At 66.1% G+C, this 13,152-nt stretch carries 12 protein-coding genes; 10 read left to right on the forward strand and 2 right to left on the reverse strand.

Translation table 11 applies throughout. The features are described from left to right. Positions 1 to 33 precede the first annotated feature (33 nt). Positions 34 to 510, reverse strand: a complete 477-nt coding sequence (locus tag ACV7JP_RS09675) for a hypothetical protein (protein WP_457799001.1) — start codon at positions 508 to 510, stop codon at positions 34 to 36. 171 nt (positions 511 to 681) lie between these two features. Between ACV7JP_RS09675 and ACV7JP_RS09680 the strand changes: the two genes are divergently transcribed. Genes ACV7JP_RS09680 through ACV7JP_RS09695 form a run of 4 tightly spaced genes read left to right on the forward strand, consistent with a single transcriptional unit; the run spans position 682 to position 6,013 of the window. Beyond that, positions 682 to 1,701, forward strand: a complete 1,020-nt coding sequence (locus ACV7JP_RS09680) for a ligase-associated DNA damage response exonuclease (protein ID WP_457799002.1) — start codon at positions 682 to 684, stop codon at positions 1,699 to 1,701. Beyond that, positions 1,698 to 3,425, forward strand: coding sequence for an ATP-dependent DNA ligase (locus ACV7JP_RS09685; protein ID WP_457799003.1), 1,728 nt, complete (start codon positions 1,698 to 1,700; stop codon positions 3,423 to 3,425). The genes ACV7JP_RS09680 and ACV7JP_RS09685 overlap by 4 nt, the downstream gene beginning before the upstream one ends. Positions 3,426 to 3,467: 42 nt before the next feature. Further along, positions 3,468 to 5,753: a hypothetical protein gene (locus ACV7JP_RS09690; RefSeq protein ID WP_457799004.1), complete on the forward strand. Its 2,286-nt coding sequence runs from the start codon at positions 3,468 to 3,470 to the stop codon at positions 5,751 to 5,753. A gap of 50 nt (positions 5,754 to 5,803) precedes the next feature. Continuing rightward, a complete protein-coding gene (locus ACV7JP_RS09695; RefSeq protein WP_457799005.1) occupies positions 5,804 to 6,013 on the forward strand; it encodes a hypothetical protein in 210 nt (69 codons plus the stop codon). A 156-nt stretch (positions 6,014 to 6,169) separates the two neighbouring features. Here ACV7JP_RS09695 and ACV7JP_RS09700 read toward each other — a convergent pair whose 3' ends face one another. Next, positions 6,170 to 7,138, reverse strand: coding sequence for a beta-ribofuranosylaminobenzene 5'-phosphate synthase family protein (locus tag ACV7JP_RS09700; RefSeq protein ID WP_457795477.1), 969 nt, complete (start codon positions 7,136 to 7,138; stop codon positions 6,170 to 6,172). A gap of 122 nt (positions 7,139 to 7,260) precedes the next feature. Here ACV7JP_RS09700 and ACV7JP_RS09705 point away from each other — a divergent pair, with 122 nt between their 5' ends. The 6 genes from ACV7JP_RS09705 (at position 7,261) to amoB (ending at position 12,807) form a co-directional block, all read left to right on the forward strand. Then, complete coding sequence (locus tag ACV7JP_RS09705; protein ID WP_457795478.1) at positions 7,261 to 7,635, forward strand: 4a-hydroxytetrahydrobiopterin dehydratase; 375 nt, start codon at positions 7,261 to 7,263, stop codon at positions 7,633 to 7,635. Beyond that, positions 7,628 to 8,488, forward strand: a complete 861-nt coding sequence (folP, locus tag ACV7JP_RS09710) for a dihydropteroate synthase (RefSeq protein ID WP_457795479.1) — start codon at positions 7,628 to 7,630, stop codon at positions 8,486 to 8,488. The genes ACV7JP_RS09705 and folP overlap by 8 nt, the downstream gene beginning before the upstream one ends. Before the next feature lie 3 nt (positions 8,489 to 8,491). After that, positions 8,492 to 8,971 carry a 2-amino-4-hydroxy-6-hydroxymethyldihydropteridine diphosphokinase gene (folK, locus tag ACV7JP_RS09715; protein ID WP_457795480.1) on the forward strand — a complete coding sequence of 160 codons (480 nt, stop codon included), beginning with the start codon at positions 8,492 to 8,494 and terminating at the stop codon, positions 8,969 to 8,971. Positions 8,972 to 9,537: 566 nt separating this feature from the next. Further along, positions 9,538 to 10,308: a bacterial ammonia monooxygenase, subunit AmoC gene (gene amoC / locus ACV7JP_RS09720; protein ID WP_457795481.1), complete on the forward strand. Its 771-nt coding sequence runs from the start codon at positions 9,538 to 9,540 to the stop codon at positions 10,306 to 10,308. 322 nt (positions 10,309 to 10,630) lie between these two features. Then, the gene (amoA, locus tag ACV7JP_RS09725; RefSeq protein ID WP_457795482.1) at positions 10,631 to 11,389 is read left to right on the forward strand and encodes a bacterial ammonia monooxygenase, subunit AmoA; all 759 of its coding nucleotides are present in this window, start codon (positions 10,631 to 10,633) and stop codon (positions 11,387 to 11,389) included. A gap of 158 nt (positions 11,390 to 11,547) precedes the next feature. Beyond that, positions 11,548 to 12,807, forward strand: coding sequence for a bacterial ammonia monooxygenase, subunit AmoB (amoB, locus tag ACV7JP_RS09730; RefSeq protein WP_457795483.1), 1,260 nt, complete (start codon positions 11,548 to 11,550; stop codon positions 12,805 to 12,807). Positions 12,808 to 13,152 lie beyond the last annotated feature (345 nt).

A 13,152-nucleotide genomic window follows, 5' to 3' on the forward strand; every position in this document is an offset into this window, starting at 1 on the left:
TCGGACAATTGCGCGGGTTCCTGGGGCCGAGGATCAGGCCGCGCCCTCCGCGAGAGAGGCGATCACCGGCCAGCCGACGCTGCCCGCCGGATCGACGCCGGCGAGGATCTGCAGCAGGGAGTTCGCCGCCGCGTGGTCGCCGCGCTTCAATTCGATGAAGCTCAAGGCCTTCAGCGTGAAAAGCGCGAAGCGCGCCGGTCCGTCCGCATGCGATTGTCCCTTGGGCCAGAGCTTGGGATCGCTGGACCAGCCGGCCTGTCGCGCCGCCTCGCGCAGGCCGTCGAGCGCGGCCTCCTTCGCGACTTCGAGATTTCCCATATAGGTGTGGATTTTATAGAGGCAGAAATAGGCGGCGAGCGCTTCCGGCGCGAGGTCCAGCGCCTGCCGGAAGAGGCGGTCGGCGCGCAGCCTGTCGCTGCGATACGCGACGACGCCCTGCTGCAGCAGCGTGTCGACCGGGCCCGGCAGGGTTCCGAAATCGACGCCTTCGGCTTCGCGAAAAATATCCATGTCGGTTGCAATCCGTCCCTGTGCGTCCCCACTCGGGCATCGCAAACATGGCGCCAGCAATCCGGCGAAAAACGCGCAAATTTGACCGAATCGCTCGTCGAGCTGCGGCGGCGCCTTGCCGCCCATCGGCGCAGCTCCCATTTTCTCGCTCGTCACGAAGCGCGAAGCCCAATGGATCTCATCATCGCATCGCCGGAGGGCCTCTATTGTCCCGCGGGGGATTTCCATATCGATCCCTGGCGGCCCGTCGCGCGCGCGGTGATCACGCATGGCCATTCGGACCATGCGCGCTGGGGATCGCAAGCCTATCTCTGCCATCGCGACTGCGCGCCGATCCTACGCAAGCGCCTCGGCGGCGTCTCGATAGAGACGCTCGACTATGGCGCGCGGATCGAGATCAACGGCGTGACGCTCTCGCTGCATCCGGCCGGCCATGTGCTGGGCTCGGCGCAGGTGCGGGTGGAACATGGCGGCGAGGTCTGGGTCGCGTCGGGCGACTACAAGACCGAGCCCGACGGGGTGAGCGCGCCTTTCGAGCCCGTGCGCTGCCATGCGTTCATCACCGAGTCGACATTCGGCCTGCCGATCTATCGGTGGCGCAAGCAGGCGGAGGTGATGGCGGATGTGAACGACTGGTGGCGGGAGAACGCCGCCGCCGGCCGGGCGAGCGTGATCTTCGCCTATGCGCTCGGCAAGGCGCAGCGGCTGCTCGCCAATGTCGACGCCGCGATCGGTCCGATTTTCTGCCACGGCGCCATTGAGCCGATGAACGCGATCTATCGCGGGCAAAGCGTGGCGCTGCCCGAGTCGAAGCTCGTCTCGCAGGCCGTCGGCAAGAACGCTTTCCTTGACGCGCTGATCGTCGCGCCGCCCTTGGCGGCGGGGAGCGCCTGGATGCGCCGCTTCGGCGACTATTCCGACGCCTTCGCCAGCGGCTGGATGCAGATACGCGGCAATCGCCGCCGGCGCGGCGTCGATCGGGGCTTCGCGCTGTCGGACCACGCTGATTGGCCGGGCTTGCTGGAGGCGATCCACGCGACCGGCGCCGAGCGCGTCTACGCCACTCATGGCTCGAACGGCCCCTTGACGCGCTATCTGCGCGAAAGCGGCCTCGACGCGCGCCCGATGCAGACCGAATATGGCGAGGAAGAAGCCGAGAGCGGCGCGGCGGAAACCGAGGGCGCCAGGTGAGGGCCTTCGCCGCGCTCTATCGGGACCTCGACGCCGCGACCGCCATCAAGCGCAAGCAGGAGGCGCTTGGACACTATCTTCGCGCGGCGATGGACGATCCCGCGCGGCATGCGAGCGCGGCATGGGCCGTCTATTTCCTCGCGGGCGGCAAGCCGCGCCAGCTCGCGCCGACGAAATTGCTGCGGCGCCTCGCGCTGGAGGAGGCGGAGCTTCCCGAATGGCTCTTCGACGAATGCTATTCGACCGTCGGCGATCTCGCCGAGACGCTCGCGCTGCTGGCGCCGATCGGCGGCGAGACGGAGGAGGTGACGCTCGATCGATGGATGCGCGAGAGATTGCTGCCCTTGCGCATGGCGCCGGAGGAGGAAAAATATGCGCGGCTTCGCCAATGGACGCGCAAGCTGCCGCAGCCGCAGCGGCTGATCTTCTTCAAGATGATCACCGGCGAATTGCGCGTCGGCGTCTCGCGCTTGCAGGCGTCGCAGGCGCTCGCCCAGGCGGCCGGGGTCGATCCCAAGCGCATGGCGCAGCGCATGATGGGCTATACGCAGGCGGGCCGCGTTCCGACCGCGACGGATTTCGCGGCGCTGACGGCCCCGGCGCACGCCGATGAGGACGCCGCGCTCGAGGCGGGCCAGCCCTATCCCTTTTATCTTGCGCATCCCTTCCAGCGTCCGGTCGAGGAAATGGCGGAGGCGCTCGGCCCGGTCTCCGACTGGATCGTCGAATGGAAATTCGACGGCGTTCGCGCGCAATATGTCCAGCGCGGCGGACAATGGCGGCTTTGGTCGCGCGGCGAGGAGCTGGTCACGGATTCCTATCCCGAGCTTGCGGAATTGCAGCGCTGGCTGCCGGACGGAATCGCGCTGGACGGCGAGCTCGTCGTGATGCGGGGAGAGGGCGCCGCGCCGCAGGATCTGTCCGGCCTGCAGCCTTTCGCCCTGTTGCAGCAGAGATTGGGCCGCAAGGTCGTGAGCGCCAGGATGCTGCGCGAATTGCCGGCCGCCTTCATCGCCTATGACCTTCTTGAAAGGGACGGGCGCGATTTGCGCGAGGCGCCGCAGGCGGCGCGCCGTCTCGCATTGGAGGCGCTCGTGACGGACGCGATCGCCCGCGCCCGGGATTTCGGCGCCGCGCTCCCTCTTCGCTTAAGCCCGCTGCTCGCCGCGCCCGATTGGCCCGCGCTTCACGACAAACGGGAAGAAGCGCGCGCGCTCGGCGTCGAGGGCATGATCCTGAAGGCGCGCGAGGGCGCCTATGGCGTCGGGCGGCGCAAGGGCTCGGATCGCGAGAACGTCTGGTGGAAATGGAAGCTCGATCCAATGAGCGTCGACGCCGTGCTGATCTATGCGCAGCGCGGCCACGGGCGCCGCTCGGGCGTCTATAGCGACTACACTTTCGCCGTATGGAGCGGCCCGCCGGAGGCGCCGGGGCGCGCGCTCATTCCCTTCGCCAAGGCCTATTCGGGCCTCACGGACGAGGAGATGCGCGCGGTGGACGCCATCATCCGCAAGACGACGGTCGAGACTTTCGGCCCCGTGCGCAGCGTGGCGCCGACGCTCGTCTTCGAGCTCGGCTTCGAGGGAATCGCCGAGAGCAAGCGGCATAAGAGCGGCGTCGCCGTGCGCTTTCCGCGCATGCTGCGCTGGCGGCTCGACAAGCCGGTCGAGGAAGCGGACACATTGCAGACCTTGCGCGAACTCCTCGCCGGGCGCCATGCCTGACCGCGATTTTGCGCCGCAGCGCGGAGGCGCTAAAACCCGCGCATGTCGACGATCCCGCCTCGCGCCGCCGCGTCCCGCGAACCCTTCGCCCTCGCCGCGCTGCTGTTCCTCGCTTGCGCGCTCGCGCTCGCCTTTCCCTGGCTTTCCGGCCGCGTCACCATTCCCTGGGACGCCAAGGCGCATTTCCTGCCGCAATTCGCCTTTCTCGCGCATGCGCTGCATTCGGGGCAATCGCCCTTCTGGACGCCGAACGTCTTCGCCGGCATGCCGCAGATCGCGGACCCCCAATCGCTGATCTTCGCGCCCTTCTTCCTCGTCGCCGCGGCGCTCGTTCCCGAGCCCTCCTTCGTGCTGGAGGACGCGATCGTCTTCGCCATGCTCGCCATGGGCGGCCTTGCGCTGATGGCTTATTTCCGCGACCGGGGATGGAGCGCGGCGGGCGGGCTGATCGCGGCGTTGGCTTTCGCCTTTGGCGGCTCGGCGGCCTGGCGCATCCAGCATACGGGGCAGGTGATGAGCCTCTCCTGGCTGCCGGTGACCCTGTGGCTGCTGGCGCGCGCGCTCGATCGCCGCTCCGTCGCTTACGGCGCGGGAGCCGGCGCCGTCGCGGCCTTTCTCGTGCTCGGGCGCGATCAGGTGGCCTTTCTGAGCGTGCTGGCGCTCGCGGCCTACGCGCTTTACCGCGTCGCGACGGACGACGCGCGAGCTGTGACCGCCATTGCGCCGCTGCTCGCGGGCGCGGTCGTCGGCGCGGCGATCATCGCCGTCCCGCTCGCCTTCACGCTGGAGCTCGCCGCCAATTCCAACCGGCCGGAGATCGATCTCGACGGCGCCCATAAGGGCTCGCTGCCCCCGGCCTCCTTCTTCACGCTCCTCTCGGCGAATATGTTCGGCACGGATGGGCCGCTCGCCGCCTTTTGGGGGCCGCCGGTCGGCGAGAAGGACCTCTTTCTCGCGCGCAACATGACCGACGTCTATGCCGGCGAGATCACGATCGTCGCCGTCATCGCCGCGCTGGGCCGCCGCTTCCTCGCGGAAAAGGAAGCGCGCTTCTTCGCCGGCGCCCTGATCTTCTTCGCCCTCTATGCGCTCGGCCGCTACACGCCGGTCTTCGCGCTTTTCTATCACATCCCCGGCGTGGACCTCTGGCGGCGCCCCGCGGACGCGACCTTCCTGTTCGGCTTCGCGCTGGCGATTCTCGCGGGCTACGGCTTCACGCTGATCGAGCGCGGGGAAGCGAAGCCGCGCATGCTCTGGCTTGCCGCCGCGATAATGGGCCTTTTCGCGCTCGCCGCCGCCTTTGCGGCGATGAAGGATCATCTCGCTCAGGCGGCCGCCCCGTTGGCGATCAGCGCGGCTTTCGCGGCGGCGGCCGTGGCGCTCGTCATCGCGACCGGCGCCCGAAAGCTGCATGGCGTCGCGCTGCTCGGTTCGCTTGCGCTGCTGGCGACGGTCGACCTCGCCATGAATAACGGCCCCAATGAATCGACCGCGTTGCCGCCGGATCGGTTCGACGTGCTTCGGCCCGATTCGAAAGATCCCGTGATCGCCTTTCTGAAGGAGCGGCTGAAGGAGCGCGCCGCGCCCGACCGGCGCGACCGGGTCGAGCTTGCGGCGATCGACTTCCACTGGCCCAACGCCACGCTCGTCCATGGCCTCGATCACGATCTCGGCTACAATCCGATTCGCCTCAGGATTTTGGAGGACGCCACCGGCGCGGGCGATCACCTCGCTCTCCCCGAGCAGCGCGAATTCTCCAGGCTCTACCCCGCCTATCGCTCGCCGCTCTCTGACATGCTGGGCCTGCGCTACGTCGCGACGGGCGCGCCGATCGAGGAAATTGACGCGCATTACAAGCCCGGCGATTTCGACGAGCTGGGGCGGATCGGCAAGGTCCATATTTACGAGAATAAGAGCGCCTTTCCACGCGTGATGGTCGCGACCTGCGCGATGCATGTCGATTTCGCGCGGATGGTCGCGACCGGCGAATGGCCCGAGGCCGACTATCGCGAGACCGTCCTGCTCGAAGAGCCGCCGCTCTGCCACACGCGCAAGGACCTGCCGCTGGATGCGACGCGGGCGCGCATCGTCTCCTACGGCAATACGGAGATCGTGGTGGAGGCACAGGCTCCGCCCGGCGGCGGCTGGCTGATCCTCAACGACGTCTGGCATCCCTGGTGGTTCGCGACGCTCGACGGCGAGGCGGCGGAGATTTTGCGCGCCAATGTCCTCTTCCGCGCCGTGGCGATTCCCGAGGGGCGCCACGAGGCGAAGTTCGCTTTCCGCCCGCTTCGGGGGCTGATCGAGGAGATCGCGCGCGGAAGGTAGGCTGGTGGCACGGGGCTTGCGGCGCGCGTCGCCGTCGAAGGAGCCTCGCCATGCCAATGACCGAAGAAGCGATACAGCCCGGAAAGTGCTACGCCACCGGCGGGTCGGAAAACTACAGGGTGCTGAGCATTACGCGCGGCATCGTCACCTATCAGGTCTGGACGAAGGGTCAGAAGCTCCAGCCCTTGCGCATCAATGCGGGGATGAAGCATTTCGTCGCCGCGGTGACGAAGGAGATCGCCTGCCCGGCGGAGGGGTAGCGCCCTGGAGCCCGCGGCGAAAAAGCGGGAGCCGGCTTTTCGCGAGGCGCGAGGGCGTTGCGATTCCGGATTGCTTCGTCGGCTTCGTCTCCCCGCGATGAAGGCAGCATGGCGATTCGCGGAAAAGCTGGTCCGGCCCCGCTTGGGGCGGCGATTTCAAGCGATCTGCGCATAGATCGCGTCGATTCTCGCGCCGCGGTTCAGCCCCTTGCGGATGGAAATCTCCAGCCCCGAGGCGCGCGCCTCGGTCTCGGCGCGCGCCATGAGGGCCCGCGCCGCCGCCTCGCTTTCGACGAAAGCGAAACCCGTGGGGCCCCAGGAGGTCTGCCCGCCGCCCGTCGCGCCCTCGCGCGTCAGCCGGGCGATCGCCTCCTCCACCTTGGCGCTCGCAAAGCGCCGGCCGCCCTGCCGGGGCGCGAAATAGTCGCCGACGATCTCCTGCATGCGGGCGACCGCCGCGCCGAAGGCGCCGAGGTCCCGCTCGGCCAGAGCCGGGAGCGCCTGCATCAGCACCAGGCGGCAGAGTTCGCCGCTCTCGGCTTCGCTCGACGGCGGCAAGGCGACGAAGGCGTCGCGCTCGTCCGCGCCGTGGAGCCCGACATTCGTCGGGTCGCGCACGAGCAGCACCCGCCACTCGTCCGGAAACTCGGCTTGCGCGACGACCGGCGGGGTCCGCGTCAGCGGGCCCCGTCCGCCATCGACCACGACGCCGCCTTTGACGAAGAGCCCCGCCCCGAGTCCCGAACGGGCGCCGCGCGACATGAGGGCGGCGTCGGCCGCTGGATCATGCGCCAGCCCCTCCAGCCGGCGCAGGGCGGCGGCGATGGCCAGCGCGAGCTGGGTGCCCGAGCCGAAGCCCGAATGGGCCGGGATCGCCTCATGGACGGCCAGCGCATGCCGCGCCTGCGGCGCGAGCGCCGCCTGCGCCTTTTCCAATAGCTGCGCCGCCCGCGCGCTCTCCGGCCCCGAGACGCTGTTCTCGGCGGCCTTCGTCAAAGTCAGCCGCGTCGCCGGCTCGTCGAGCGACAGGCCGAGCCCGCCGAACTTGCGCCCGAGCCCGCCATTCATGTCGAGAAAACCGAGATGCAGCCGCGCCGTCGCCGCAACGCTCACTTGTGCCGGCATGTCGCTCCCTGTGTCGATCGAGCAAGACTTCCCGCCCGTTTAGGCTATATCTGCCTCAGGCGAAAGAAGTCGCGGACGGCGCATCGCCCGGTCCGGCGCGACAAACCTGTCGGGGAGGGAAAATGAGCAAGGAAGAAAAAGCTTTGCCGGAGAGCGAAGTCGTCGCGCGGCTCGCCAAGGAGCTGCCGCACTGGCGTTACGAGAACGGCTGGATCCGCCGCAAATACAAGACCCATGGCTGGAAGGGCACGCTGATGGCGATCAACGCGGTCGGCCATCTCGCCGAGGCCGCCTGGCACCACCCGGATATCGCCGCCTCCTATGCCTGGTTCGAGGTCAAGCTCATGACCCATACGGCGAAAGGCATTACCGACAAGGACTTCGAGCTCGCCAGAAAGATCGAGGAGGTCGTGGCCTGGCGTCCCGGCAAGGAGGGCGGCGCGCTCGAGGGAACGCCGGAGACCGATCAGCGCTTCGCCTATATCAAATATGACTGAGGTCCTGTCCTTCGACCGGGCGGCCATCGCGGCCGCCCGGGATCGTTTCTTCGCCCCCGTCGGCCGTCGGCCGGTCATCATGGGCATCGTCAACGTCACGCCGGACTCCTTTTCCGACGGCGGGCTCTTCGTCTCGAAGGAGGCGGCGCTCGCCCAGGCGAAGAAGCTCGTCGCCGAGGGCGCGGACATTGTCGATGTAGGCGCCGAATCGACCCGGCCCGGTCACACGCCGGCGCCGGCGGAAGAAGAGTGGGCGCGGCTCGCGCCGCTGCTCGCCGACCTGGTGCGCGAGGCGGGCGCTCCAGTCTCGATCGACACCTATAAGGCGGTCACCGCCCGCCGCGCGCTCGCGGCCGGCGTCTCGATCGTCAATGATGTCTGGGGTTTGCAGCGCGATCCCGACATGGCGCCGGCGATCGCCGAGGCGGGGGCGGGGGTGGTCGTCATGCATAATCGCGAGACGGCCGATCCGGAGATCGACATCGTCTCCGACATGCGGCGATTCTTCGAGCGCTCGCTGGAGATCGCCCGCCGCGCGGGCGTGTCGCAGGCCCATATCGCGCTCGACCCCGGCATTGGCTTCGGCAAGAGCAGGCAGCAGAATTACGACGCGCTGCGCGCGACGCCGGAACTCTTGAGCCTTGGTTTTCCATTGCTGATCGGCGTTTCTCGAAAATCCGTCTTCAAGGGGTTGCCGGACGGTCTCCTCGAGGGCCGGCTGGTTGGAACGCTCGCGGCCAATCTGGTCGCCGCCGGCGCGGGCGCGCAGATCTTCCGCGTCCACGACGTCGCCGAGCATCGCGCGGCGTTCGAGGTTTTTTCAGCTTTGCGCGCCGCGCCGGCGAAGGGGTGAGCCATGCGGGTGGGTTTTGGACTGGGCAGCAATATCGGGGACAAGCCGGGCAATATCCGGACGGCGCTGGAGCTGCTGGAATCGCGCGAAATCGCCAAGCTTTCCGCGATTTCGCGCATTTACCGCACGCCGCCATGGGGCGTGCTCGACCAGGGCGATTTCGCCAATGCCTGCGCCATTGGCGACACCTCGCTCTCGCCTTACGAGCTGCTGGCCGCGGTCAAGAAAATCGAGGCCGATATGGGCCGGGCGCCGACGCGCCGCTGGGGGCCGCGCCTGATCGACGTCGACATTCTGTTTCTGGGCGACCACACGCTCGACGACCCCGAATTGACGTTGCCTCATAAGGAGTTGTTCGGGCGCGGCTTTGTCCTTCTGCCGCTCGTGGAGATCGCGCCGGACCTCGTTCTCGACGGCGCGCCGGTCGCGCAAGCGCTGAATTCCGTCGACGCCGCGGGCGTCCGGCCCTGGACGGAAGGTTAAGGCGCCTACCCCCGATGGCTGGTGTTGCCGCACTGCAACATCGCATGCGCCGTCCAGCCGCTTCAGGCCTAGAAAAAGGCTACGAAACCCCGAATAAACAGGGAATATTGCGCTGTCTAACAAAAGCCGCGCGGGAGGCTTTGCGCACCAGATAGGGTGGGGAAAAACCCCACCACTGGGGTTGTTATTACTATTCGATAGACAGTTTTCAGCTATACCAAGGGATATTGATATTATGTTGGTGAGGGGGAATGGTTGGTTCACGCTAGACGGGGTCTGAAGGCATGGCCTGGGAGGCGATGCGGTTAGGCTTTGTTTAGGCGGCGACGTCGGTGTTCGTCCGATAACAACAAGCGGCTTGCTTGGATGTTTGGATCTCTTGGGGGTTTCTGGGGGATTTGGGCATTGAGGGCTGCGTCAAGAAAGGGCGGTAAGGCGTGGGTCGACGTTTTGGAACGTTTCCCGCCTAACGTTTAATCAAACGAGGACGAAGCGGCTCTGTTCTGGGAGGCGGAGCTTTTACCGGTCACGCGCATATCCCTGGGAGCACATAGGAGGAGTTAAATATGAGCTCGACGACTAGCGCTGCTGCTGGCGCAGCTGCTGAGGTAGAGTCCGTAGTCGATCTGCGTGGCATGTGGATTGGCTTGGCTCTGCTGAACGTATTTTATCTGATCGTGCGCATTTACGAGCAGATCTATGGCTGGCGCGCCGGCCTGGATTCGTTTGCGCCGGAGTTCCAGACCTACTGGATGTCGATCCTTTGGACCGAGATTCCGCTGGAGCTGGTTTCGGGCCTTGGCCTTGCGGGCTATCTGTGGAAGACGCGCGACCGCAACGTCGACGCGGTTTCGCCGCGCGAGGAGATGCGCCGCCTGGTTGTCCTGGTTCAGTGGCTGGTGGTTTACGGCATCGCCATTTACTGGGGCGCTTCGTTCTTCACGGAGCAGGACGGCACGTGGCACATGACGGTTATCCGTGACACGGACTTCACGCCGTCGCACATCATCGAGTTCTACATGCGCTACCCGATCTATTCGGTGATCGCGGTCGGCGCTTTCTTCTATGCGAAGACGCGCATTCCGTATTTTGCTCATGGCTACTCGCTGGCGTTCCTGATCGTGGCGATTGGCCCGTTCATGATCATCCCGAACGTTGGCCTGAATGAGTGGGGCCACACCTTCTGGTTCATGGAAGAGCTGTTCGTGGCTCCGCTGCATTGGGGCTTCGTGTTCTTCGGCTGGATGGCGCTTGGCGTGTTCGGCGTGGTTCTGCAGATCCTGATGCGCATCCATGCGCTGATCGGCAAGGACGGCGTCGCCCTCCTGACCGAGTAAGACGGAACAGCCGCTCGCGCCCAAGGGCGCGGGCGGCGGTCTGGGCGCGGGATTTTTTCCAAACGGACATGGGATCGGACGGGTTCTGGCCGCGTGAGGCGACCGGGTAGTCTGGGTCTGTGTTGAAAACCGGGGCGAACCCGGGGTCGTTTGGAGGGAAGGTCGCGGCGCGGCGCGCAACGGCGCCGTGCGAGAGAAAGCCGGGCGGTCGGTTGTTTGCCGGTCGTTTGGGCGCGGGTCCGGGGTCGAAGCGCCTCGGGCCGGCGGCGATAAGAAAGCTCGGGGCCTGGAGGGTTTCCGAGAAACACCAAGGAGAAGAGTGATGTCACAATCGAAAAGCGGGGGGGCGGTCGGTCCGTTCAACTCCGTCGCCGAGGCGGCGGGTTGCGTCGCGACGACGGACTGGATGCTTCTGGTTCTGCTGTTCTTTGCCGTTCTGGGCGGCTATCACGTCCACTTCATGCTGACGGCGGGCGACTGGGACTTCTGGATTGACTGGAAGGATCGTCGTATGTGGCCGACGGTCGTGCCGATTCTGGGCGTGACCTTCTGCGCGGCGTCGCAGGCTTTCTGGTGGGTGAACTTCCGCCTTCCGTTCGGCGCCGTTTTCGCGGCTCTGGGCCTTCTGATTGGCGAGTGGATCAACCGCTACGTGAACTTCTGGGGCTGGACCTATTTCCCGATCAGCCTGGTGTTCCCGTCGGCTCTGATCGTTCCGGCGCTTTGGCTTGACGTGATCCTTCTTCTGTCGGGCTCCTATGTGATCACGGCGGTTGTGGGCTCGCTGGGCTGGGGTCTTTTGTTCTACCCGAACAACTGGCCGGCGATTGCGGCGTTCCACCAGGCGACCGAGCAGCATGGCCAGCTGATGACGCTTGCGGATCTGATCGGCTTCCACTTCGTCCGCACGTCGATGCCGGAATACATCCGCATGGTCGAGCGCGGCACGCTGCGCACCTTCGGTAAGGACGTTGTGCCGGTTGCGGCGTTCTTCTCGGGCTTCGTCTCGATGATGGTGTATTTCCTGTGGTGGTTCATGGGTCGCTGGTATTCCACGACCAAGGTCATCGACACCATCTGATGCGGGCCTGGCCGCGGCTTGGCCGTGGCCGGAACTCGAAGAAAGAGCAACGCGGACGGGCGCGGGTTGGATCGCCGATTTGGCCTGCCGTTCCGCGGATGAAAAAATCGGCTGGCGCGCGAGGCGCCGGCCGGAAGAGGAACCTGGGAGGTTTGTTCATGAAAAAGCTAGTCAAGCTCGCCGCCATTGGCGCGGCGGCTGCTGTGGCGGCGACGCTGGGAGCGGTTGCTCCGGCCTCGGCGCACGGCGAGAAGTCGCAGCAGGCGTTCCTTCGCATGCGCACGCTGAACTGGTATGACGTGCAGTGGTCGAAGACCTCGGTGAACGTCAACGAGGACATGGTCCTGTCCGGCAAGGTTCACGTCTTCTCGGCGTGGCCGCAGGCGGTCGCCAATCCGCGCGTTTCGTTCCTGAACGCCGGCGAGCCCGGCCCGGTTCTGGTCCGCACGGCTCAGTTCATTGGCGAGCAGTTCGCTCCTCGCTCGGTGTCGCTTGAGATCGGCAAGGACTACGCCTTCTCGATCAATCTGCGCGGCCGTCGCGCGGGCCGCTGGCACGTCCACGCCCAGGTCAACGTCGAGGGCGGCGGTCCGATCATCGGCCCCGGCCAGTGGATTGAGATCAAGGGCGACATGAAGGACTTCACCGACCCGGTGACGCTCCTTGACGGCTCGACGGTCGACCTTGAGCATTACGGCATCAGCCGCGTTTATGCGTGGCATCTGCCGTGGCTGGCGGTTGGCGCGGCGTGGATCCTGTTCTGGTTCATCCGGAAGGGCATCATCGCGTCGTATCTGCGGGTGGCGGAAGGCCGTCCGGATGACGTCATTGGCGACGACGACCGCCGCATTGGCGCGATTGTCCTGGCTCTGACGATCCTGGCGACGATTGTCGGCTACGCGGTGACGAACTCGACCTTCCCGCGCACGATCCCGCTTCAGGCCGGCTTGCAGAAGCCGCTGACGCCGATCGAGACGGAAGGCACGGCGGGCGTGGGCAAGGAGCAGGTGACGACCGAGCTGAACGGCGGCGTCTACAAGGTTCCGGGCCGCGAGCTGACGATCAACGTGAAGGTCAAGAACGGCACGTCGCAGCCGGTTCGCCTCGGCGAATATACGGCGGCTGGCCTGCGCTTCCTGAACCCGGCGGTGTTCACGACGAAGCCTGACTTCCCGGATTACCTGCTTGCCGACCGCGGCCTGTCGAACGACGACACGATCGCGCCGGGCGAGTCGAAGGAGATCGTGGTGAAGATCCAGGACGCGCGTTGGGACATTGAGCGTCTGTCGGACCTGGCCTACGACACGGACAGCCAGATCGGCGGCCTGCTGTTCTTCTTCTCGCCGGACGGCAAGCGCTTCGCGGCTGAGATCGGCGGCCCGGTGATTCCGAAGTTCGTCGCCGGCGACATGCCCTAAGCGAACCGAAATCGCTAAATAACGCGCCGGCCGGACGAAAGTCCGGCCGGTCGCTTTTTGAGGGGGCCTCGAATAGCGTTTGAAGCGTGGCGAAACTTAAGGAACGGCGTCCACGGGAGCTTCCGCCGCCAGTTGAACTGGGGCTCACGTGACCTTCGCGCATGCTCCGCCGGATCCGGCGTCTATAATCAATACAAAGGCGCGCTCCGACTCGGCGTTCCGCGCCACAAAGCGTCACGACCAAAGCGTATTGGTCAAAAGTCCAGGCTATTTTTCCGCTCATCCAGCGGCGTCATTCGCGCATGAACCTATCGGTTTGAGACAATGCGCTCGACGCTTCGGCGT

This window comes from Methylocystis sp. S23 (assembly GCF_054106005.1).

Bases quoted from the DNA above. Each gene is read 5' to 3' on its own strand.
- ACV7JP_RS09675 (WP_457799001.1), bottom strand. From the start codon at position 510: ATGGATATTTTTCGCGAAGCCGAAGGCGTCGATTTCGGAACCCTGCCG.
- ACV7JP_RS09680 (WP_457799002.1), top strand. From the start codon at position 682: ATGGATCTCATCATCGCATCGCCGGAGGGCCTCTATTGTCCCGCGGGG.
- ACV7JP_RS09690 (WP_457799004.1), top strand. From the start codon at position 3,468: ATGTCGACGATCCCGCCTCGCGCCGCCGCGTCCCGCGAACCCTTCGCC.
- ACV7JP_RS09695 (WP_457799005.1), top strand. From the start codon at position 5,804: ATGCCAATGACCGAAGAAGCGATACAGCCCGGAAAGTGCTACGCCACC.
- ACV7JP_RS09700 (WP_457795477.1), bottom strand. From the start codon at position 7,138: ATGCCGGCACAAGTGAGCGTTGCGGCGACGGCGCGGCTGCATCTCGGT.
- ACV7JP_RS09705 (WP_457795478.1), top strand. From the start codon at position 7,261: ATGAGCAAGGAAGAAAAAGCTTTGCCGGAGAGCGAAGTCGTCGCGCGG.
- folP (WP_457795479.1), top strand. From the start codon at position 7,628: ATGACTGAGGTCCTGTCCTTCGACCGGGCGGCCATCGCGGCCGCCCGG.
- folK (WP_457795480.1), top strand. From the start codon at position 8,492: ATGCGGGTGGGTTTTGGACTGGGCAGCAATATCGGGGACAAGCCGGGC.
- amoC (WP_457795481.1), top strand. From the start codon at position 9,538: ATGAGCTCGACGACTAGCGCTGCTGCTGGCGCAGCTGCTGAGGTAGAG.
- amoA (WP_457795482.1), top strand. From the start codon at position 10,631: ATGTCACAATCGAAAAGCGGGGGGGCGGTCGGTCCGTTCAACTCCGTC.
- amoB (WP_457795483.1), top strand. From the start codon at position 11,548: ATGAAAAAGCTAGTCAAGCTCGCCGCCATTGGCGCGGCGGCTGCTGTG.